This is a genomic window from Agarivorans sp. 1_MG-2023 (assembly GCF_030548385.1).
GTDB lineage: Bacteria > Pseudomonadota > Gammaproteobacteria > Enterobacterales > Celerinatantimonadaceae > Agarivorans.
Genome location: NZ_JAUOSJ010000005.1, coordinates 185,251 through 206,151 on the forward strand (window position 1 = coordinate 185,251; position 20,901 = coordinate 206,151).

A 20,901-nucleotide genomic window follows, 5' to 3' on the forward strand; every position below is an offset into this window, starting at 1 on the left:
GTTTAGCGGTCTATTCGTCTAAGAAACTGCGTAGTTGCTCAGAACGCGAAGGGTGGCGAAGCTTGCGAAGTGCTTTGGCTTCAATTTGACGAATACGCTCACGGGTTACGTCAAACTGTTTACCTACTTCTTCAAGAGTATGGTCGGTGTTCATACCAATACCAAAACGCATACGCAGTACTTTAGCTTCACGCGGGGTTAGGCCTGCTAGTACTTCTTGAGTGGCAAACTTAAGGTTCTCACCGGTCGCTGCGTCTACTGGCATCGACAAAGTGGTATCCTCAATAAAGTCACCTAAGTGCGAATCTTCATCATCACCAATAGGTGTTTCCATGGAGATTGGCTCTTTAGCAATTTTAAGTACCTTACGGATCTTGTCTTCAGGCATTAACATACGTTCAGCCAATTCTTCTGGAGTAGGCTCACGACCCATCTCTTGAAGCATTTGACGGCTAATACGGTTTAGCTTGTTAATCGTTTCAATCATGTGAACCGGGATACGAATAGTTCGTGCCTGGTCTGCAATTGAACGAGTGATTGCCTGACGGATCCACCAAGTAGCGTAAGTAGAGAATTTGTAACCACGGCGGTATTCAAATTTATCTACGGCCTTCATTAGGCCAATATTACCCTCTTGGATAAGGTCTAAGAACTGCAAACCACGGTTGGTGTATTTCTTCGCAATAGAAATTACCAAACGTAAGTTAGCTTCAACCATTTCTTTCTTCGCGCGGCGAGCTTTCGCTTCACCAATGCTCATACGGCGGTTGATGTCTTTAATGTTGTTAATGGTTAAGCCGGTTTCTTCTTCAACACTTTTCAGTTTGAAGATACAACGGCGAACTTCTTCGTCTACGGCCATTAACGCAGGTGCGTAGTCTTTGGCAGACGTTTTATGTTCGTTAAACCATGTTTCGTTTGTTTCGTCTTTAGAGAAGGCTTTAACAAAGGTGCCTTTTGGCATTTTGCCTTGCTCAACACATAATTTAAGAATTAGACGCTCTTGAGTACGAACTCGTTCCATCATGGTACGCATGCTGGCAACAAGCTTATCAAACAGTTTTGGTACTAGGCGGAACGTGTGGAAAATTTCGCTTAGTTCAAAAATCTCTTTGGTGGCACGGGCAGACATACGGCCGTGCTTCTCAATCGCTTTATGCGTTTTATCGTATTGGTCACGAAGGGTTTCGAAGCGCTCTTTCACCAATTCTGGGTCAAGACCTGTGTCTTCTTCTTCCTCGTCTTCATCTTCGTCTTCATCTTCAAGATCTTTTTCTTCAAGCTCTGAACCGATGTGAGTAGCTGTCGGTGCTGCTTCGGCTACTTCGTCTTCGTCGATGAAACTATTTACGATGTCGCTAATTTTTAGCTCTTCTGCTTGGTACTGGTCGTACATTTCAAGCAAGATAGAGATGGTTTCTGGATACTCAGAAACACTGCGTTGAACTTCGTTGATGCCTTCTTCAATACGCTTGGCGATGTCGATTTCGCCCTCACGAGTAAGCAGTTCAACGGTACCCATTTCACGCATGTACATACGTACTGGGTCGGTAGTTCGGCCTAATTCTGATTCTACCGTTGCAAGCGCTTGAGCCGCGGCTTCAGCTGCGTCTTCATCGGTAGTATTTTCCGCCAACAATAAGTCATCGGCATCGGGTGCATTTTCATGTACCTGGATACCCATGTCGTTGATCATTTGAATGATATCTTCAACTTGATCGGAATCTACGATATCAGCAGGTAAATGGTCATTTACCTCTGCATAAGTTAAGTAGCCTTGCTCTTTACCTTTTGCGAGAAGGAGTTTGAGTTGAGACTGTGGGGTTTGTTCCATAGATGTCATCCGAAGTAGATTAAGCTAGCAAAACCATAAACGTAAGCGCTATAAGCGCAAACGAAGAATTATATCAAGTATGGGTTAAAATTTCTATATCAAGGGCATTTAACCAAAAACTTTTTGTTTATTACTTAGTCAGCCCATTTAAGGCTTTAATTCCACTACTAATTGCAGCATTTCACGTTTTTCTTCCACACTCAGTGTTCCGTTTAGTGATTTCACGTTGAGTTGGTCGTAACGCTGCAATAGTAATTTTTCGACAAAACTGGCAATAATATCTTGCAGCTCGTCTGGGTAACCTGATTCATCAATTTCTAAATTATAGCCAGCCAGCGCACTCAGGTGCTTTTGCTCTGGTTGGTCTCGCCAGCGTTCTAATAACTGGGCGGTAGTGATATCTGTTTTTTTGTGTATCTCGGCAATAATGGCCAATAGTAAGGGCATGCCCTTAATGTTTACTTGCCTTAGTTGTTCCGGCGGCGGTAAGTCATTGGCGATAGCTGGGCGCTGCAAAATCATCGCAATGGCTTTGCGCATTGGCGTTAAGCTCATTTTAGCGGTGGCATTGGGCTTACTGCGCTCAGCTTGTTTTAGCTGCGCCAGTTCTTTTTCCAGTTGGCTACGAATCATTCGATTCTGGGTGGCCAATTCTGTCAGCAAGGTTTCTTTATAAAATGCGGCATTTACCTGCGAGATAAGTTCGTAAGCTCGAGAGGCTAAATGGCTTTTTCCTGCGTCGGTAGTAATGTCTATTTCTTGGCTTAAGCGCTCAAACAAGAATCGCGACAACGGCATCGCATCACGCATGCGTTGCTCGAAGCCGTCTTTGCCCTCTTGGCGTACCAAGGTATCTGGGTCTTCACCATCAGGCAAAAACATAAACTTAAGCTCTACGTTGTCACGTAAATGAGGCAAGGCGTTTTCTAAGGCGCGCCATGCTGCATCGCGTCCAGCTCGGTCGCCGTCGTAACAACAAATAATTTGGCTACTGGTTCTAAACAGTGTTTGTAAATGCTCCGGCGTCGTTGAAGTACCTAGCGAAGCTACTGCATAGTCAATATCAAATTGAGCTAACGAGACTACGTCCATATAGCCTTCAACCACCAGTATTTGTGGTATTTGCTTATGTGCTTGGCGAACTTCGTACAAGCCATATAGCTCGCGGCCTTTGTGAAACACGCTAGTTTCTGGTGAGTTTAAATACTTTGGTGTGCCATCACCAAATACTCGACCACCAAAGCCAATATAACGGCCACGTTTATCCCGAATAGGAAACATAACGCGATCGCGAAAGCGATCGTAACGGCGGCCTTTGTCGTTTTCTATCGATAAGCCAGCATCAACCAATTGTTGGCTGGCTTGCTTAGAGCCGCCTAGAGCTTTTCCTAAGGCGTCCCATTCGTCGGGCGCATATCCAATAGAGAAGCGTTGAACCACTTCGCCACTTAGGCCGCGACTTTTTAAATAGTCGATCACTTGCTGCTTGTTGGGGTGAACCCGCAACTGCTGTTGAAAAAAACGGCTAGCATGGCCAATAAGCTCGTATAAATCTTTACTGGCTTGGCGCTGTTGCTGGCTCTTGGCCTGATCAAACTTGCTGTTGCTGCTATTTTCCCGCTCTACTTCTACACCCATTTGGCTGGCGAGATCTTCAATGGCATCAACAAACTCTAGTTTGTCGTACTCCATTAAAAAACTGATTGCATTGCCATGTGCGCCACAACCAAAGCAGTGATAAAACTGTTTGTCTTGGCTTACGGTAAAAGAGGGGGATTTTTCATTATGAAAAGGGCAGCAAGCAGAATAGTTTTTTCCGGCTTTTTTAAGACGTACACGCTGATCGATAAGGCTAACAATATCGGTACGAGCCAATAAGTCATCGATAAACTGTTGCGGTATTCTTCCGGCCATTCACTACCATCTTCAGTATTACAAAAAACAAACAAGCCGTGAACTCAATGAGAACACGGCTTGTTCGAGTATCTAAGTGACGGGTTTAGGCTAGTTGTTTGCGAACAGCAGTGCTAATAGCACCCATGTCTGCACGGCCTGTTACCTGAGGTTTCAGGATGCCCATCACTTTACCCATATCTTGCATTCCTGCAGCACCAGATTTGGCAATGGCGTCTTCGATTAACGAAGCCACTTCTTGCTCATTAAGTGCTTTAGGAAGGAACGTCTCCAAGATGTCTATCTCGGCGAGTTCTTTATCAGCTAAGTCTTGACGTTCAGCGGCCGAAAATTGTTCGGCTGCGTCTTTGCGTTGTTTTACTTGTTTAACAACAATGCTCAGGATCTGATCATCGTCTAAAGTAATGCGCTCATCAATTTCGACTTGCTTAACCGCCGCAAGCAACATGCGAAGTGTGCCAAGACGTAATTTGTCTTTGGCACGCATTGCTGCTTTTTGTTCGTCTTGTAGCGTTGCTTTTAATGACATAGGTTATTATCAGCGCTTAGTACAAGCGAACGCGACGTGCGTTTTCACGAGCTAATTTCTTAGCGTGACGTTTAACAGCAGACGCTTTAGCACGTTTACGAGCTGTAGTTGGCTTCTCATAGAATTCGCGACGACGAACTTCAGAAAGAATGCCTGCTTTCTCGCAAGAGCGCTTGAAACGACGTAGAGCTACGTCAAATGGTTCGTTTTCACGTACTTTAACGATTGGCATATGCCTATCACCTTCCGGTTTATTAACGGCCGAACAAAAATCAGCCTGAGTGTTTAAAAATGGTGCGGAATTTTAAGCCGAACTAGGGGGCAATGTAAAGCCTATTTGTAATCCACTGGTGAAATAAGCTTCGAGCAAGTAAGATAGCTGCGATTTTAGGCCGGCTAAGTGGTTAATTTCTACAATACTTATGCCAGTAACCAAGCAGGAAAAGCAAGACTATGCGTGTACTAGGTATTGAAACATCGTGTGATGAAACCGGCGTGGCCATTTATGATGATCAGCAGGGCTTATTGGCAGATGTTCTATACAGTCAGGTAAAACTGCATGCCGATTACGGCGGTGTGGTGCCTGAGTTAGCCTCTCGTGACCATATTCGAAAAACCATTCCTCTTATCAAAGAAGCAATGGAGCTCGCTAACTGTACGCCTGACGATATAGACGCGGTGACCTATACCGCGGGCCCTGGTTTAGTGGGTGCTTTGTTGGTGGGCTCTCTCACTGCGCGCAGTATTGCCATGGCGTGGGGTAAACCAGCCGTACCGGTGCACCACATGGAAGGCCACTTGTTAGCGCCCATGTTGGAAGACAATCCGCCAGAGTTTCCTTTCTTAGCCTTGCTGGTATCGGGTGGGCATACTTTACTAGTAGAAGTAGACGGTATTGGTGAATATCAAATTCTAGGTGAGTCTATTGATGACGCTGCCGGTGAAGCCTTTGATAAAACAGCCAAGTTGCTGGGTTTAGATTATCCGGGTGGCCCTGCACTTAGCCGTATGGCAGAAAAAGGCACGCCGGGTCGTTATAAGTTCCCACGACCAATGACCGACCGCCCGGGTTTAGATATGAGTTTTTCGGGCTTAAAAACCTTTGCTAAAAACACCATTGATGCGGAAGGAAAAGATGAGCAAACCCAAGCCGATATTGCCTTGGCTTTTCAGCAGGCTTTGGTTGAAACCCTCATCATTAAATGTCGCCGCGCGTTAAAGCAAACAGGCCTGAAACGCTTGGTGATAGCAGGTGGAGTGAGTGCAAACAAGTCTTTACGTGAACAGCTGGGCGAACTGCTTGAGTCTCGTGGCGGTAAAGTGTTTTATCCTCGACCTGAGTTTTGTACCGATAACGGCGCTATGATCGCTTACGCTGGTATGCAGCGCTTTAAAGCAGGGCAAACCGAAGGTTTATCAGTTAAAGCGATGCCGCGTTGGCCCTTAGATGAGTTGCCGGCCGCTAAACCCTTGTAGGGTTTACATCTATCAACAATAAAAAAGGCGCTGAATAAAGCGCCTTTTTTATTGTTTTTTGTTCGCTAACGTGACTTAGTCTTTATTCACCACTTTGCTTTCGGTGTGATTACGTAGACGGGTGATGTTGCTTTGGTGACGAATAATGATGAGGCAGGCTAACATAGCCACTGGCAGTGTATATTCAGGTTTAATCAGCCAAGTATAAAGAGGCGCTAAGCTGACGCTGATGATGGCCGCGAGAGACGAGTAGCCGCGTAACTTTAAAGTGATTAACCAAGTTACTACCAGCATTGCTGCTAGATCTAAACCAATAGGTAACACCCCACCAAGCGCGGTAGCAACGCCTTTGCCCCCTTCAAAATGGAAAAAGATGGGGTACATATGGCCTAAACAAGCCGCTATGCCCACAAAACCCAATACGATAGGAGCAAGGCCTGCGTAATAGCCTAACCACACCGGTAGCGTGCCTTTTAGTAAGTCACAAAACAGTACTAATCCTGCTGGGAGCTTTCCGCCTAAACGGTAAACGTTGGTTGCGCCGGGGTTATTCGAGCCATGCTGGCGAGGGTCGGGTAGGCGGTAAATTCGGCAAATCAGTACAGCGCTGGAGATTGAACCCAGTAAATACGCTGCTGTGATAAAAAATAAACCGAGTAAACCCATTAGCTTAGAAGCATTCCACCCATTGCCGAATTGCGGTATTATCGCGCTCTTTCAAAGCTCAAATCATACGCTGTTTTTTTAGCTAAGGCTAATAAGCACGTTAACACTACAGCAGCCCAAAATTATGGATAAAGTATTTATTAAAGATCTCACCGTACTCGCCACCATTGGTGCCTACGAGTGGGAAAAGCAAATCAAACAAAAGTTGTTAATTGATTTGGAAATGGCCTGGGATAATCGCCCGGCAGCCATGAGTGATGATTTGTCCCTCGCGCTCGACTATGCATCGGTAAGCCAAGCTGTGAGCGACTTAGTGACCCAGCAGCCACATGAGTTAGTGGAAACGGTAGCCGAAAAAGTGGCGGCGCTTATATTGAACAAATTTTCTGTTCCTTGGGTGAAAGTGACCATTAACAAGCCTGGTGCGGTGCCTTTTGCCAGTAATGTCGGTGTACAAATCGAGCGTAGCCAAGCGGATAGCTCTCAATAATGGCTGATATTTTTGTCGGGATTGGCAGTAATTTGGAGCGCGACCGTTATATTCGCCAAGGCGTTGAAGCGCTGCAGAAACAGTTTGGTGAGCTTGAATTAAGTCCGGTTTACGAAAGCCCTGCCTTAGGTTTTAGCGGTCCAGCTTTTTACAACTTGGTGGCCAAAATCTCTAGCCCTTTGTCTTTGTTAGCAGTATTTGATGCCATTAAGCGGATTGAATTTGAGCACGGTAGAGCAATGGATGCGCAAAAGTACTCGTCACGCACCTTAGATATCGATATCCTCTTATATAACCAATTAGTGGTAGCTGCTCCCTGCGTGCTACCTAGAGCTGAGATTATAAAAAGTGCCTTTGTACTAAAACCGCTGGCAGATATAGCCGGAGATTTAGTACATCCAACACTTCATCAAACTTACACGCAACTATGGCAAGATTTTGATCATAGCAGCCAAGTTTTGACTCGGGTCGATTCTTTCAGTTTTTAATTTTTGTCAGCAAGGAACAATTAATGAGTACATTCGAAACCATTTTTTTGGCTTTGATCCAAGGTTTAACTGAGTTTCTCCCTATCTCTAGCTCGGCCCATTTAATCTTACCTTCGCAGATTTTTGGTTGGGACGATCAAGGGATTACCTTCGACGTAGCGGTGCATGTGGGAAGTTTATTCGCGGTAATTTGCTACTTTCGAAAAGAAGTATGGGCAATGCTTAAAGCATGGCTGGGGTCGTTTGCCGGTAATCGCAGCCCAGAAGCACTATTAGCTTGGTTAATCATTTTGGCTACCATTCCAGCAGTGATATTTGGTGGTTTGTTTAAATCACTGATTGAAGAGTACTTGCGCTCGGCTTACGTGATTGCGTCTACAACCATTATATTTGGTGCTTTGCTGTGGTGGGCAGACTCCCAATCAAAACTGATAAAAGATGAATACCAGATAGGCTGGAAACAAGCCTTGTTTGTGGGTTTCGCTCAGGCTATTGCCATTATTCCGGGTACTTCACGCAGTGGTATCACTATTACTGCTGGCTTAATGCTGGGTTTAACCCGCGAAGCGGCGGCGCGTTTTTCCTTCTTAATGTCGATTCCGGTGATCGTTGGCGCTTGCGTATTGATGGCTAAAGATATGGCCGAAACGCCAGTGGATATCGATTGGTCGGCAATGTCGCTAGGAATATTTGTGTCGTTTGTTAGTGCGTATTCTTGTATTCACTTGTTTATTAAGTGGGTGAACAAAGTAGGCATGAAGCCATTTGTTATTTACCGCTTAGCACTAGGTGTTGCGCTATTTGCCTTTTTAGCGCTTAGCTAAAAGCAGGTTTCTTAAAACGTAAAAAGCTAGCCAATGGGCTAGCTTTTTTTATTGCTTACGTTTGTTATTCGGCGAGGTAGCGCAGCTTTTCTTGTTTGATCAGCGCGACGCGCTGCTGATGTAGTTGCTCTCTTATCTCTGCGCCTTGGTAGCCGGCTTTTATAATGGCTTGCACGTTTACGCTATTAGCCACTTCAAGTTGTTTCAGTAGGTAGTCGTAAGCGGGGTAGTCATTATTCTCAAAACCTAAACGGCCGCGAATGTCTGCTACGCCGGCTTCTAGTATTTGAGTAAAGCGTTCAGGCTTGCGCCAAGCATCGCAACGGTCAAACAGCTTTAGTACGGTTTCTGGGCGCAGTTCTAGCGCGCTATGAATGGTGATGTGATGCTCTGCCACTAACAGCGCAAGATCGCGGTAGTCGTTGGGCACTTTTATTCGCTGGCAAAAGGCTTTTATTAATTTAAGGCCTTTGGGGCCGTGGCCGGGGTGCGAAGGCAGTTTTTCTTGGGGCGTTAGTGCTTTGCCATAGTCGTGGCAAAGTGCGGCAAAACGCACTTGATTACTGTAATTATGCTTGGCGCTTTGCTCTATCACCATCAGTGTATGAATACCGCTATCTATCTCGGGATGCCATTTAGGGCTGGCGGGCACGCCAAACAAGTTGTGCAGCTCTGGGAATAATATCTCTAGGGCGTTGGCGGTTTGTAGTACTTCAAAAAAGACCTGCGGTGACTCACTGTGTAGAGCCTTTTCTAGCTCCATCCAAATGCGCTCTGGGGTTAAAAAACTCAGTTCTCCTGAGTCAGCAATTTCTCGCATTAGAACGAGAGTGTCTTCGGCAACGCTAAAGCCCAGGTGATAAAAGCGCGCGGCAAAGCGGGCTACCCGCAATACCCGTAGTGGATCTTCCACAAAGGCTGGTGAAACATGGCGTAATAGCTTGGCGTGTAAATCAGCTTGGCCACCGTAAGGGTCTATTAACGCTCCACTTTCTGCGCGAGCGATGGCATTTACGGTAAGGTCGCGACGTAATAGGTCGTCTTCAAGGGTAACGTCTTCGGCGAAGTAACAACTAAAGCCGGTATAGCCAGAGCCTTGCTTTCGTTCGGTGCGGGCAAGTGCGTATTCTTGCTGCGAATGAGGGTGTAAAAATACCGGGAAGTCTTTTCCTACCTGCTTGTAGCCAAGTTGCAGCATTTGCTCAGGGCTAGCTCCCACTACTACGTGGTCACGGTCTTTAATGGGTAAACCTAGTAGTTGATCTCGTACTGCTCCGCCGACTAAATAGGTTTCCACTTATCACTCCTCGTTAAACTCAGTGCACAAACGCCTTGCGAGGAGGTATTATACACCGATAAATGCCCAAAAGGCTTGGATTGCCACTTTAAGATAAAGTGCAAACCATAATCGGCGAAAGGATAGCGGTTAAATGTATTTGGATTATTTTGGCTTAAAGGAAAATCCCTTTTCGATTGCGCCAAACCCCGACTTCTTGTTTATGAGTGAGCGCCACAAAGAAGCACTGGCTCACTTAACCTTTGGTTTAGGAGAAACCGGCGGCTTTGTATTGTTAACTGGCGAAGTGGGGACCGGTAAAACCACGGTATCTCGTGCCTTATTAAAACAAGTTCCCGACAATACCCAAGTGGCTTTAGTCTTAAATCCGAGTCTTACCGAGTTAGAGTTGCTAGCCACAGTATGTGATGAACTCAACATTGACTACAACCATGACAACTTTACTCTAAAAAACTTTGGTGATGTGATTCGCCAGCGTTTACTCGAAAATCATTGGAATGGCGGCAACACTATGTTGCTGATTGACGAAGCTCAGCACCTTTCGGTAGAAGTGCTTGAGCAGCTTCGTTTGTTAACTAATTTTGAAACAGATACCCGTAAATTATTGCGGGTGGTGTTGATTGGCCAACCTGAGTTACAGCAAAAATTAAAACAACCAGAATTACGACAGCTAGCACAGCGTATTACCGCGCGTTACCACTTGTTACCACTAACCATAAACGAAGTAGAAGCATATATTCGCCATCGATTAATGGTTGCAGGCTGCCAACGGCCTTTGTTTCCTACTGCTGTTGTTAATCATGTATTTAAAGCCGCTGAGGGTATTCCTAGGGTCATTAATTTATTATGTGACCGCGCATTACTGGCTACGTTTGCGCGTGATCAAATGCAAGTAGACAAAAGCGCATTAGAGCAAGCTATTCAAGAAACTGCGCTGTCTGAACCTGAGAAAAGCGTAAATACTAACTATTTGTATGTTGGAGCCGTATTGGGCTGTCTTGCTTTGGCCTTGGTGTTTTTGTATCAGCAGTGGCCACGTTCTCAACCTGAGGTTGCCGTTGATAATGCCGTTGTAGAAGCGCCGCTTGAGCCTGTGGCTGCTAAACAAGAGCCAAAAGTTACGTTTGCCGATGTGGCTCCTGCTATTAGTAACAATCAGGATCAGCTGCAAGAGTGGCAAGAGTTACGAAAAAGTAATACTTTGCCAGGAAACTCTTGGCAACTCCTGCTGCGCGCTTGGGGTTACGATGTAGTGAGTGCCCAAGCGAATTGTAAGTTGGTGCCAAGTTTAGATTTGAAATGCCTTAGCTTAAGTGGCGGAGAACGCATATTGCGCGGTATTAATTTACCTGCAGTGGTCGAGCTTGAAGATGGCGGTACGTATTTCTATGCTGTCATTCGCCATTGGGGGCCCAAAGTAGAATTATGGATAGGTGATCGTTCGTTAATGGTGACCGAACGATGGCTGAAGCGGCGTTGGAATGGCGAATTCCAAATACTATGGCAGCCACCAAGAGGCTATGACGGAATATTGAAACAAGGCAGTCAAGGTGATGCCGTATATTGGTTGGATCAAAGCTTGTCATTACTTCATGGGCAGCGGCCACGTAGAACATACATATTTGACGGCGAATTAAGCCGCCAAGTACAACGTTTTCAACAGCAGCAGAGCTTGAACGCAGACGGTATTGCCGGTGTATTCACCTTACTGCGTTTAAATGAACAAATATATGTAGACCAACCACGTTTGCTGGAGTTGAACTAATGTCGAGTATTCTAGACGCGCAGCGCCGCAATCAGCCTAACGAAGCAGTGGCATTAGTTGCTCCTCCGGCGGTTAGCTCTGCTTTACTGGTGGGGTTAAGTTCAGGTTTGTCGTTGGCACTTGCCGCTATTGCCTTTTTGCTATGGCAGCAATCTACCTCCGATACACTGGAAGCTGCTAGAGAGGCCGAGTTACAGCAAGTGATTAGCAAACCCGCGAAACCAACTGTTACTGTGGCTACCATTCCTGAGTTTGAGCTAGGCTTTGAGCTACGCCCTTTACCCAGCTCTGATGACTTAGAAAAAGTGGATTTGTTAGCGCTGCGCCAAGAAAAATTTGAAGCGTTACTTGCGCACACGGAGTCACAACCTCAGATTCAATATCAACCGCTAGCGCAAACACCAAAGCAGCCAAAGCAGTCAGTGCAGCAAGCGGTATTGCCGGTTGAGGTAAGCAATCTTGAGCCTAAACCTGCAGCGACACCTAAGCCCCAAGCAGAAAAACAAACCACGACTGCCACAGTGGCTAATCCTACCGCTGAGAAAAATGCTACTGAAAAAGGCCTAGAGCAGCGGTTTGCTGCTGCAGTGCAGGCCACTCAGGTGCTTGCTTGGAAAGATGAAGCAGATCCTACTAATTACGATACCGCACCAATGATGGGGGCATTAGCACCAGACGTACTAGCGCTAATTCCATCGCTTACTTTTAACTCCCATGTTTTTTCATCCGACCCGACACGTCGTTATATCTCGCTTAATAATGTAGAGCTTGCTGAGGGGGATTTTGTGACTAAGAACATCGAATTAGTCGCGATTCGATTGGATGACATCGTGTTACGAGTAGCGGGTAATCTTTGCCGACTGAACGCGTTGTCTGATTGGGGATAGTCTCTTTGGTCAGCACCCAAAAAGCCGCTTAAGCGGCTTTTTTTGTACTTGGTCATTTCAGATTAAGTCGTTTTCAGCAATCAATGCCTAGATGTTTATTGCCTTTTGCTTTCAGCCATCACCACTTAATTAACTTTTGTTCATCTTACGTCCATGCCCTGTTCATGCCCTAAGGCTTAGAATTTTTCTTAGCTTATCCTGAATGCTTTGTGTGCCTTAAGAGGGTGTTTGTTGCACTGGATTTTGACCGTGCGCAGATAAGTATCTGAGGAATAGACAGAGCTTTTACTCATTCTGAAACTGCCAACGACGTTTTAAGAAGTAACGGGTTGTAGGGACTCTTTAGTATCGCAACGATAGCTATTCAGTCGGCTGCCGCCATTTACACTTTGTTCAGCGTTTGTTGTTAGTTTTTAGTGAATGGCTAATGACTAATGGACTGATATGAGGCCAAAACAATGAACAAACTATTAGTGTTATTACCTATATATTTCCTATCAAGCCTAGCGCTGGCAAATGACTACGTAGTGGGGACGCTGATCCCGGCAAAGAGCGTAATTGTGCGCAGCGAGCTTAGTGGGGTGGTAGATTCTTATCACGTAGACAATGGCGATACAGTAAGCCGTGAACAGCCACTTTTGGCTTTGTCTACGGCAGATTACACGCTCAATGTCGCGTTAGCAAAGTACCAATTAGACGTTAGTGACGCAGAGTTAAAGGCACAAGAGAAGCAGTTGGTGCGTTATCAGTCACTGTTTAAAATACAAGGTGTATCAGCCAGTGTTTTAGATGACCAGCTGCGTGTTACGGGAATTGGCCGAGCACAATTTAAAGTAAGTGAAACTCAATATAAAATTGCCCAGCGCACTTTAAGTAAATCAACACCTACCTCCCCTTTTGACGGCGTTGTTATTAGTAGGCATGTAGAACTAGGGCAGTTTATTTCGGTGGGGGATCCTCTTTACACCGTCGCGGATATTGATCGTTTGAAGGTGCGTTTTTACTTGCTCGAGTTAGATTTCTTTAAATTTAGCAAAGGGGACAGGGTAAAAGTGGGTATCCCTTCGATCAATCAAAGCTTTGACGCTGAAGTGTCGTTTACCTCGCCGGCCCTGCAAGGGAGTGAACCCGGTTTCTTAATTGAAGTAGTTCTCGATAACCACAATGCGCAATTGCATTCAGGCATGACTTCTCACATCTACTTTAATGAGGAGAGTGAAGAATGAGCCACTTTATGGATCTGTTATTCCAAAGAAAATTTGCTGCTAAGTTGTTAACACTAATAGTGATTAGCCTAGGAGCGTTTACAGCCTACCACTTACCATTAGCTGAGAAACCGCGGTTTGACATGGGCAAGGGCGATATTGTTACCGTGTATTCAGGGGCTAGTGCTCAAGACATTGAAAGCAATATCACCAGTAAAATTGAAAAAGAATTACTGTCTATTTCGGGTATCAATGAGTTTACCTCGGTTTCTGAAACCGGTGTTTCTAGAGTAAGCCTAGAGCTAAACCCCAATGTCTCTGATCCCAATAGTGTTTATCAAGATATTCGAGATGCGCTCTCGCGCTTATCTGATTTACCGTTAGGTGTCACTGAAGGTCCCACGCTTAGTATTAAAAAGTCTTTTAGCTTGGATTTCATGGTGGTAGGCATTTCAGGTGATGTTAGTTATGGCGAGCTGAGAAGCAAAGCAAAATCCCTTGAGCTAGAACTTAGAAAAATTGACGGAATTGGTGAGGTGTATCCCGTTGATATGCGGGCGCCAGAATTTATCATTCAATTAGAGCCAATATCATTGAAACGTTATGGCCTAACCATTGACGAGGTTGCGTCGATTATTAGCGAGCGTAATGCGCTGATTAGCGGCGGACGACTAGAGCAACTTCAAAACAACCCGGAGTTAATGACAGAAGCAGAGCTCAATAGCATCACTGCTCTGCAAGATATGTTTATCTCCTTCAAACCCAAGCTCACACTTAACGATATTGCAGGCCTTATTGATAATGGCTTTGAGAAAGGAGAGGTATACGGCTCGATTAATGGCCATAAGAGTATTTTGTTTGATTTAAGAACAGATGAAGCGGCAGATGTGATTAAAACTTCCGCAGCGGTTAAGGTACTTTTAGATAAACAACAAGGACTTTTAGGTGAACAATATACGCTAGATGTTGGCTTTGATTTATCAGCCGATATCCAAGAGAAAGCCAATATTGTGCAAAACAATGGTTTATTGGGTCTTGCATTGGTACTCATAACTTTAGCCTTGTTTCTGGACCGCCGAATTGCATTTTGGGTGGCGGTATCCATTCCCGTTTGTATCTTTGGTACGTTAGCTTTACTCCCTTCATTTGGGCAAATTCTTGATGTGTTTACTTTGTCAGCATTGATATTGATTGTGGGTATTATTGTTGATGATGCGGTGGTGGTTAGCGATAGAATTATTGCGTTAGTTGAACAGGGGCATTCGGTAAGTAAAGCGGTTAGCTTGGGAGTTAAAAGTGTTTTTCCTGCTTTGTTAGCCAGTATTCTTTCCACCATGATTGCATTTATACCGCTGCTGTTTTTACCTGGAAACAGTGGGAAACTGGTATATGTGATCCCATTAACGGTGATTATAGCGCTTTGTTTTTCATTTATTGATGCGCTGTTTTTGCTTCCTGCTCATGTTAAAACCATCTTAAAAAATACGACTAAAATCGAAAATAAAAGTTGGGTGAAGCTAAGCGCATTGAATGCTTTCATCGCACTCGCAATTAAAAACCGTCAGCTTGTTTTACCCAGTATTGTGGTGGTTGTATTTAGCTTGGCGTTTCTGTCGTATAAAAATCTGAGTTTCTTATTTTTCCCAACTGATGGTGCCTACTTGATTGAGGTAAGTGTTGAAGCAGAGCCTGAGCTGGATTTAGATGATGTTTGGTTGCAAACACAGCAGTTGGAAGCAATGTTTAAAGATACTGCCGAAGTATCGTATTGGTACGGTGAAGTGAGTTCGCCGAGCAGCTTTTGGGTTGTGACGCTGACACCTGCCAACTCTCGTTCCCGCACCGCAGAGCAGTTAGTACAAGAATGGGAGAGTAAAGCTGGAGGCATTGCTGGTTTAGCCCAGGTTGAATTTGATATCGACGGCGGAGGGCCACCAGTAGGGCGGCCTATTGATTTACGCGTGGTTGGTGGCAGCGACAGTGGCCGCGAACAACTAACTAACGAACTGGTCAGCTACCTTGAACAGATGGGTGGGGTAACACGAGTTCGTCGGGATATTAATGAACCTGCACCGCAAATCCAAGCAGAGTTGCAGCACCGTTGGTTAAGCTACTACGGCATAAGCGCTAGTCAGGTTGGCGATGTTATTAAGTACGCGGTTGATGGGAAACGAGTAACACGTATCTTCAACGGAGAGGAGGAGGTGTATTTTCGACTTACCTTAGAAGATGATGACAAGCTGTTACCTGAATTAGATAACTTGATGCTTCGTGCAAGCTCAGGCCAGTTGGTTCCCTTAAACGAATTGGTGCGGTGGACATTTACCGACTCTCAGGCGCAAATAAAACACTTTGACGGCGAGCGAGTTGTTCGAGTTTCTGCTGGGGTTGATGCCAGCATCACTGATCCAGTCTCTGCTTTTAGCCAAATACAAGCCGAGTTCTCCAGTAAAAGTTACCAAGGCGCATCCATTGTTGCAACCGGACAAATCTTAGAAACTCAAGAAGCGCTGACCGGGTTTACTATCGCTATTTTGCTGGCCTTTGCCGGAATAGCTATCTTACTGCTGTTGCTGTTTGATAGCGTTGCCGAGTCGTTGATAGTGTTATCTGTAATACCTTTTGGGGTGGCAGGGGCGCTATTGATTTTAGTCATTCACAATCAAGTGCTTAGCTTTTTCTCCATTATTGGCATGATCGCGTTAATCGGTATTATGGTAAACAATAGCTTGGTGCTGATTTGGCATTTAAAAGATACAGAGCAGCAGCTGTCGAAGCGTGGCTTAGTGGATTTTGTTATTGAAGGGACGCAAAGCCGAATTCGACCTATCACCTTAACCACAATTACCACAGTAGTAGGTCTAATTCCCCTAGCTTACGGTTTTGGCGGTTATGATAACTACATGTCGCCGATGGCCTTAGTGGTTGGCTGGGGATGTATTATTTCGATGATAGTGACGTTAACCGTAGTTCCAAGCTTGTACCTTTGGTTTAAATCATTTGAAAAACGATAGCCGGATTTAAGGTTTGTTTCGCAGAGGTACTCAATACTAGGGGCCAGGCGCTAATGAGCAATAGTGTTGTGATATGAGGCGAGAGTTTGCCCAGTGTAACGCAAATAAAAAAGGCGCTTTAAGCGCCTTTTTTATTGGGTATCGATAAGAATTACATCCACTGATTATCGCGTTTTTTGCGACGTGGAATCATCGGCAGTAAAATACCTAGCACCAAACCGGCCGCAGCAACGCCAGCGCCGCGCATAAACCATTGCATTTGCACGGCTTCATCTTTGGTGTCTAGCTCATGCTGTATGGCAGCATTTTGATTAGTGATTTGATTCAACTGTTCGTTCAACTGGTCATTGTTTACTTGTAGTTGCTCAATCTGCTGTTGTTGAGTCTCGATTTGCTGAACACGCTCAGATGACGCATTACCGCTGTCTTCTAACTGTTGTTTACGCGCGGTTTCACTTTTCTCTAATTGGGTTTTTATTTGCTCTAGTTGATTAGCAAGGCCAGGGGAACGGTTTAAGTATTTGGCTTCTACCCAACCTTCACGGCCGCCTTCCAATACAATTTTGGCGTATTTATTCTCTGCGTTGTAATCGGTTTGGTTAATTTTAGTACCCGCGTTAACACTGCCTACAATGCGAAACTGGTTGCTAGGACCCGCATGCATGAAAACGTATAAATCATCTGAAATGTAGCGAGTTTGTGCGATAGCAGGAAAGGTGAGGGCAAGCGATAAAAATGCAGCAGATAAAGTTCTTACAATCACGGCGTATCTCTTCGAGTTAGATAGTATTCGCCGTTAGTGTACGAAACAACGTTGCTAGTCTCAACCAGCAACGCTGTTAATGTGAGTAAAGTTAACTAGTTTTAGGGCTTATGAGCCAAAAATAGCCAACAATATGTAGTAGAACACGATAGATAGTGCTGCACCTGCAGGTAGTGTAACCACCCAAGATATTACAATACTACGTACTACACCTAGGTTAAGTGCAGCAATGCCTCGTGCCATGCCTACACCTAATACTGCACCCACAAGGGTTTGAGTAGTAGAAATGGGTAAGCCCGTGCCAGATGCCACAACAACGGTGGTGGCGGCAGCAAGTTCTGCAGCAAAACCACGGCTCGGTGTTAGGTGAGTAATGCCTTTACCAATAGTGGCAATTACGCGGCTACCAAACAAGGCTAAACCCGCCACAATACCTAAGCCACCCAGTGGTAAAATCCACCAAGCCAAGGCTGCTTTAGCGCCAATTTCACCGTTGTTGCTTACCACGCTCACTACAGCCGCCAAAGGACCAATAGCGTTGGCTACGTCGTTTGAGCCATGCGCAAACGCCATACAACAAGCTGTGATTACCATCAGTACCGCAAACACTTTTTCTACGTTGGTGTAGTGCATTTGACGATCAGCTTTAGGATCTGTTTTTAAGCGACTAATGATGACTTTACCGATAATCGCTACCACTAAACCAATCACTACTGCCCAAACGTAACCTTCAACACTGCTCATTTCTAAGCCGATGTGCTTAAGGCCTTTTTTGATCGTTACCAATGCCATCATAAAGCCGGCTAAGAACATGTAACCTGGTACATAGCGTTTAGCAGCATCTAGTGGATTTTCATTATCAAAAATAAGCTTTTGTGCGCTGACAAAGATTAAGTAGGCGAAGACGCCGGAGATGGCAGGAGTGATAACCCAACTACCAACAATGCCGCCAACTTTAGCCCATTCAACCGCTTCTGTGCCCACGCCTACAGCAGCAAAACCAACAATAGCGCCAATGATAGAGTGAGTAGTTGAAACTGGCCAACCGTTGTAAGACGCAATGAGTAACCAAGTACCTGCTGCTAACAACGCAGCGATCATACCGAATACTAATAGCTCAGGCGTGTTTACAAACGCACCTGAATCAATGATACCTTTACGTACCGTATTTGTTACCGCACCGCCGGCCAAGTAGGCTCCAGCGAATTCAAAAATCATTGCGATAATAATCGCTTGTTTGATGGTAATAGCGTTTGAGCCAACCGATGTACCCATAGCGTTAGCTACATCGTTAGCACCAATACCCCACGCCATTACAAAGCCAAACACGGCAGCAATGATGATTAACGTAGTGCCATAAGTTGCAAGAATTTCCATTGGAGTTACCTAGTAATTTTTGTTAGCGATAAATCATCAGTTCTAAGCGCGCGCCAACACGCTGCGCTTGGTCGGCCAATTCGCCGATAGCTTCAATGATGAAATAAAGGAACATTGCGTCGATAGGATCTAGTTTTTTTTCTATCTTTTGTAATTTACGACGAATTTTGATTTGCTGCGCGTCGGTATCGTCTTCGATAACATCGAGTTCGTGTACCATCTTTTTCACTAAATCTACTTCACGGCCTCTAAAGCCTGTTTCAAGTAAATCTTCTAGCTCGTTAATCGCATCTTTAGCTTTGCCGGTTGCTTCTAAACAACGTGCTAAATAAGCCATAAACATTTCAGCCAGTTTCGGCGGTAACTCCATTTTACGACCTAACATACGGCCAGAAATATCTTTCGCTTTATTGGCAATTCTATCTTGGTGGGTAAGCAACTCTAATACGTCAGAACGTTCGATTGGCATAAAAATGCCGCCCGGTAAGTTCAAACGAATTTCGCGCTTCATGCGATCAGCTTCTTTTTCTAAGTTGGAAATGTCTCTGCGGCGCTTGGCTGCAGTCTTCCAATCTTTATCAAGTACAGCTTCGAAAAATGGCACTAACACTTCACAGCATTCGTGCACTACATTGATATGCTCTTCTAGTGGTTTAATTGGCGATTTTGCAAACAAACCTAGAATTGTATTTCCGGACATAATCTGTGTTCCAATTAGCTATGCAAGGGATATATTTTTTGCGAGGCGCATGGTAACGTAGCCGAGTTCAGTTGCAAGCATTTATCTTATAATTTGTTGCTTTTAACTTGAGCTATATCAAAGGTTTTATATGCGTACTGAACAGAGGGAGCAGGTCGCTGCATCAGCAAACATGGATAAACCATGAACAATGAAATTGAAATCAAGCTCTTAGCTACGCCTCAATGCGCGTCAGTCTTACTCGCTCGGCTAAATCAGTATAGTGTGCTGCAAACCGAAGTGAAAACTCTCACCAGTGTTTATTTTGATACTGCCGACCATCAATTGATGCGTTGGGGTATGGGTTTGCGTATTCGCAGTGGCGATGGCGACAACGTACAAACCATTAAAACTGACGGTTTAGCAGTAGGTGGCTTACATCAGCGGCCAGAATACAACTGCGTAATTAACGCTAATAAGCCGCAACTCGCCTTGTTTGAACAAGTTGAATGGCCCGCTGGCACTGACCTCTCTCATATCGATACTCAGCTTTCCCCTCTATTTACTACAACGTTCGACAGGCAAACTTGGTTGGTAGATTTAGCCAACGATACCTTAATTGAAGTGGCTTTTGATCAGGGGGCTTTAACCGCCAGTGCTGAACATGAAGCCATTTGTGAAATTGAACTGGAGCTAGTGAAAGGGGATGTTAGCCAGTTATTTGAGTTGGCCAGCGACATCGCATCTATTGAAGGACTGCGTTTAGCTAACATTAGTAAAGCGCAGCGCGGGTATATGTTGGCCATGGCGCACCGCGATACAGTAAAACCGCTAACGGCGGTAAAAATCAGTGACGCTGAAAATAGTGCCGAGTGTTTAACCCGTATTTTCAGGTCTGCTCTGGCTCATTGGCAATATCATGAGCAGATATTTGTTGAGCAGCGCAGCTTTGCGGCACTTGAGCAAGTTTCATTATCAGTACAAATGCTGTTTCAAGCTTGCAAAATGTTTAACGAGTTAGCGCTGGTAGAATGCTCTTGGCTTAAAGAGTTACGTTGGTTACGCCAGCAGCTATCTTGGCTTAATCAAGCCTCTAGTTTAAGCAAGCTCACCGCCGAGCGTGGCGCGTTTATTAAGAAGTTACCGCAGCAACGTTCTTTACTTAAATCTTTGCAAAAACAACAATTGGCATTACCACAACCAGACGACGTGATTACGCTCATTCACAACGGACGATACTGTAGTTTAATGTTAAAAATTACCCGCTGGTTGTATCAAGCTAAATGGCAACATCATGAGCCGTTGCAAACTCACAACATGCAGCAGCTCGCTCAAGGCATGTTGCAAACCAGCTGGGATTATTTGCAACAGTCTGCGTTAGCGCAGCAGCAAGTTGATGCCGATATCTATATTAAACAAGCTACCAAACTAAGGCGTAACCTATTGGTTGGCATGTGTGTAGGGGAGCTGTTTGATCAAGAGCTACGTCAAGAATTTAGGCTGCCTTGGGTGGATATTTTATCTGGTATTGAAGAGTTAAGTTTGTTTAAACCTTTGCGCGAAATGCTGCCACAGCTAGACAGTGAACTACAGCAACCTATTGAGAAATGGGTTCACCGTAAAGAACAGTCTCTATTAAATGCCTTAGAGTTCTCTCGCCAACAAGCGTTGCAACAAGCCGTGTATTGGTAGC

At 45.0% G+C, this 20,901-nt stretch carries 18 protein-coding genes; 9 read left to right on the top strand and 9 right to left on the bottom strand.

The features are described from left to right. Positions 1–10: 10 nt before the first annotated feature. From rpoD to rpsU, 4 genes are all read right to left on the bottom strand, one after another. Positions 11–1,834 carry an RNA polymerase sigma factor RpoD gene (gene rpoD / locus Q4592_RS09150; protein WP_137675402.1) on the bottom strand — a complete coding sequence of 608 codons (1,824 nt, stop codon included), beginning with the start codon at positions 1,832–1,834 and terminating at the stop codon, positions 11–13. Between the two features lie 147 nt (positions 1,835–1,981). Continuing rightward, complete coding sequence (dnaG, locus tag Q4592_RS09155) at positions 1,982–3,748, bottom strand: DNA primase (RefSeq protein ID WP_303512122.1); 1,767 nt, start codon at positions 3,746–3,748, stop codon at positions 1,982–1,984. 85 nt (positions 3,749–3,833) lie between these two features. After that, entirely contained in the window at positions 3,834–4,277 is a 444-nt protein-coding gene (locus tag Q4592_RS09160) for a GatB/YqeY domain-containing protein (protein ID WP_137675400.1), read from the bottom strand. A gap of 16 nt (positions 4,278–4,293) precedes the next feature. Further along, positions 4,294–4,509, bottom strand: a complete 216-nt coding sequence (gene rpsU / locus Q4592_RS09165; RefSeq protein WP_016403353.1) for a 30S ribosomal protein S21 — start codon at positions 4,507–4,509, stop codon at positions 4,294–4,296. A 221-nt stretch (positions 4,510–4,730) separates the two neighbouring features. On the opposite strand from rpsU, the gene tsaD reads away from it, so the two are divergent. Next, positions 4,731–5,753: a tRNA (adenosine(37)-N6)-threonylcarbamoyltransferase complex transferase subunit TsaD gene (tsaD, locus tag Q4592_RS09170; protein WP_303512126.1), complete on the top strand. Its 1,023-nt coding sequence runs from the start codon at positions 4,731–4,733 to the stop codon at positions 5,751–5,753. 75 nt (positions 5,754–5,828) lie between these two features. On the opposite strand, the gene plsY is transcribed toward tsaD, so the two are convergent. Then, entirely contained in the window at positions 5,829–6,419 is a 591-nt protein-coding gene (gene plsY, locus Q4592_RS09175; RefSeq protein WP_303512127.1) for a glycerol-3-phosphate 1-O-acyltransferase PlsY, read from the bottom strand. Positions 6,420–6,543: 124 nt separating this feature from the next. On the opposite strand from plsY, the gene folB reads away from it, so the two are divergent. The 3 genes from folB to Q4592_RS09190 are packed head-to-tail and all read left to right on the top strand — an operon-like array spanning position 6,544 to position 8,221. After that, positions 6,544–6,909, top strand: coding sequence for a dihydroneopterin aldolase (gene folB, locus Q4592_RS09180; protein ID WP_137674290.1), 366 nt, complete (start codon positions 6,544–6,546; stop codon positions 6,907–6,909). Beyond that, positions 6,909–7,397 (top strand): 2-amino-4-hydroxy-6-hydroxymethyldihydropteridine diphosphokinase, encoded by a 489-nt coding sequence (folK, locus tag Q4592_RS09185; protein WP_303512128.1) that lies wholly within the window; start codon positions 6,909–6,911, stop codon positions 7,395–7,397. Before folB ends, folK begins: the two co-directional genes overlap by 1 nt. A gap of 23 nt (positions 7,398–7,420) precedes the next feature. Further along, on the top strand, positions 7,421–8,221 hold the full coding sequence (locus Q4592_RS09190; RefSeq protein WP_303512129.1) for an undecaprenyl-diphosphate phosphatase: 801 nt from the start codon (positions 7,421–7,423) through the stop codon (positions 8,219–8,221). 64 nt (positions 8,222–8,285) lie between these two features. Here the strand turns inward: Q4592_RS09190 and Q4592_RS09195 are convergent, their stop codons facing one another. After that, the gene (locus Q4592_RS09195; RefSeq protein WP_303512131.1) at positions 8,286–9,518 is read right to left on the bottom strand and encodes a multifunctional CCA addition/repair protein; all 1,233 of its coding nucleotides are present in this window, start codon (positions 9,516–9,518) and stop codon (positions 8,286–8,288) included. 133 nt (positions 9,519–9,651) lie between these two features. On the opposite strand from Q4592_RS09195, the gene Q4592_RS09200 reads away from it, so the two are divergent. The 4 genes from Q4592_RS09200 to Q4592_RS09215 all read left to right on the top strand — a co-directional run bounded on the left by Q4592_RS09200 (position 9,652) and on the right by Q4592_RS09215 (position 16,389). Continuing rightward, on the top strand, positions 9,652–11,283 hold the full coding sequence (locus tag Q4592_RS09200; protein ID WP_303512133.1) for an ExeA family protein: 1,632 nt from the start codon (positions 9,652–9,654) through the stop codon (positions 11,281–11,283). Beyond that, a complete protein-coding gene (locus tag Q4592_RS09205) occupies positions 11,283–12,170 on the top strand; it encodes a general secretion pathway protein GspB (RefSeq protein ID WP_303512135.1) in 888 nt (295 codons plus the stop codon). The genes Q4592_RS09200 and Q4592_RS09205 overlap by 1 nt, the downstream gene beginning before the upstream one ends. Positions 12,171–12,628: 458 nt before the next feature. Beyond that, on the top strand, positions 12,629–13,396 hold the full coding sequence (locus Q4592_RS09210; protein ID WP_303512137.1) for an efflux RND transporter periplasmic adaptor subunit: 768 nt from the start codon (positions 12,629–12,631) through the stop codon (positions 13,394–13,396). Beyond that, entirely contained in the window at positions 13,393–16,389 is a 2,997-nt protein-coding gene (locus Q4592_RS09215; protein ID WP_303512138.1) for an efflux RND transporter permease subunit, read from the top strand. The genes Q4592_RS09210 and Q4592_RS09215 overlap by 4 nt, the downstream gene beginning before the upstream one ends. Before the next feature lie 151 nt (positions 16,390–16,540). On the opposite strand, the gene Q4592_RS09220 is transcribed toward Q4592_RS09215, so the two are convergent. From Q4592_RS09220 to Q4592_RS09230, 3 genes are all read right to left on the bottom strand, one after another. Continuing rightward, positions 16,541–17,152 carry a TIGR04211 family SH3 domain-containing protein gene (locus tag Q4592_RS09220; RefSeq protein ID WP_137674282.1) on the bottom strand — a complete coding sequence of 204 codons (612 nt, stop codon included), beginning with the start codon at positions 17,150–17,152 and terminating at the stop codon, positions 16,541–16,543. Positions 17,153–17,260: 108 nt separating this feature from the next. Further along, entirely contained in the window at positions 17,261–18,529 is a 1,269-nt protein-coding gene (locus tag Q4592_RS09225; protein ID WP_137674281.1) for an inorganic phosphate transporter, read from the bottom strand. A 22-nt stretch (positions 18,530–18,551) separates the two neighbouring features. Beyond that, entirely contained in the window at positions 18,552–19,229 is a 678-nt protein-coding gene (locus Q4592_RS09230) for a TIGR00153 family protein (protein WP_137674280.1), read from the bottom strand. Positions 19,230–19,412: 183 nt separating this feature from the next. On the opposite strand from Q4592_RS09230, the gene Q4592_RS09235 reads away from it, so the two are divergent. Further along, positions 19,413–20,900: a CYTH domain-containing protein gene (locus tag Q4592_RS09235; RefSeq protein WP_303512141.1), complete on the top strand. Its 1,488-nt coding sequence runs from the start codon at positions 19,413–19,415 to the stop codon at positions 20,898–20,900. Position 20,901: the final 1 nt, after the last annotated feature.

Bases quoted from the DNA above. Each gene is read 5' to 3' on its own strand.
- Q4592_RS09230 (WP_137674280.1), bottom strand. From the start codon at position 19,229: ATGTCCGGAAATACAATTCTAGGTTTGTTTGCAAAATCGCCAATTAAA.
- Q4592_RS09160 (WP_137675400.1), bottom strand. From the start codon at position 4,277: ATGTCATTAAAAGCAACGCTACAAGACGAACAAAAAGCAGCAATGCGT.
- Q4592_RS09235 (WP_303512141.1), top strand. From the start codon at position 19,413: ATGAACAATGAAATTGAAATCAAGCTCTTAGCTACGCCTCAATGCGCG.
- Q4592_RS09205 (WP_303512135.1), top strand. From the start codon at position 11,283: ATGTCGAGTATTCTAGACGCGCAGCGCCGCAATCAGCCTAACGAAGCA.
- rpoD (WP_137675402.1), bottom strand. From the start codon at position 1,834: ATGGAACAAACCCCACAGTCTCAACTCAAACTCCTTCTCGCAAAAGGT.
- folB (WP_137674290.1), top strand. From the start codon at position 6,544: ATGGATAAAGTATTTATTAAAGATCTCACCGTACTCGCCACCATTGGT.
- tsaD (WP_303512126.1), top strand. From the start codon at position 4,731: ATGCGTGTACTAGGTATTGAAACATCGTGTGATGAAACCGGCGTGGCC.
- Q4592_RS09215 (WP_303512138.1), top strand. From the start codon at position 13,393: ATGAGCCACTTTATGGATCTGTTATTCCAAAGAAAATTTGCTGCTAAG.
- Q4592_RS09200 (WP_303512133.1), top strand. From the start codon at position 9,652: ATGTATTTGGATTATTTTGGCTTAAAGGAAAATCCCTTTTCGATTGCG.
- rpsU (WP_016403353.1), bottom strand. From the start codon at position 4,509: ATGCCAATCGTTAAAGTACGTGAAAACGAACCATTTGACGTAGCTCTA.
- Q4592_RS09225 (WP_137674281.1), bottom strand. From the start codon at position 18,529: ATGGAAATTCTTGCAACTTATGGCACTACGTTAATCATCATTGCTGCC.
- plsY (WP_303512127.1), bottom strand. From the start codon at position 6,419: ATGGGTTTACTCGGTTTATTTTTTATCACAGCAGCGTATTTACTGGGT.
- dnaG (WP_303512122.1), bottom strand. From the start codon at position 3,748: ATGGCCGGAAGAATACCGCAACAGTTTATCGATGACTTATTGGCTCGT.
- Q4592_RS09210 (WP_303512137.1), top strand. From the start codon at position 12,629: ATGAACAAACTATTAGTGTTATTACCTATATATTTCCTATCAAGCCTA.
- Q4592_RS09190 (WP_303512129.1), top strand. From the start codon at position 7,421: ATGAGTACATTCGAAACCATTTTTTTGGCTTTGATCCAAGGTTTAACT.
- folK (WP_303512128.1), top strand. From the start codon at position 6,909: ATGGCTGATATTTTTGTCGGGATTGGCAGTAATTTGGAGCGCGACCGT.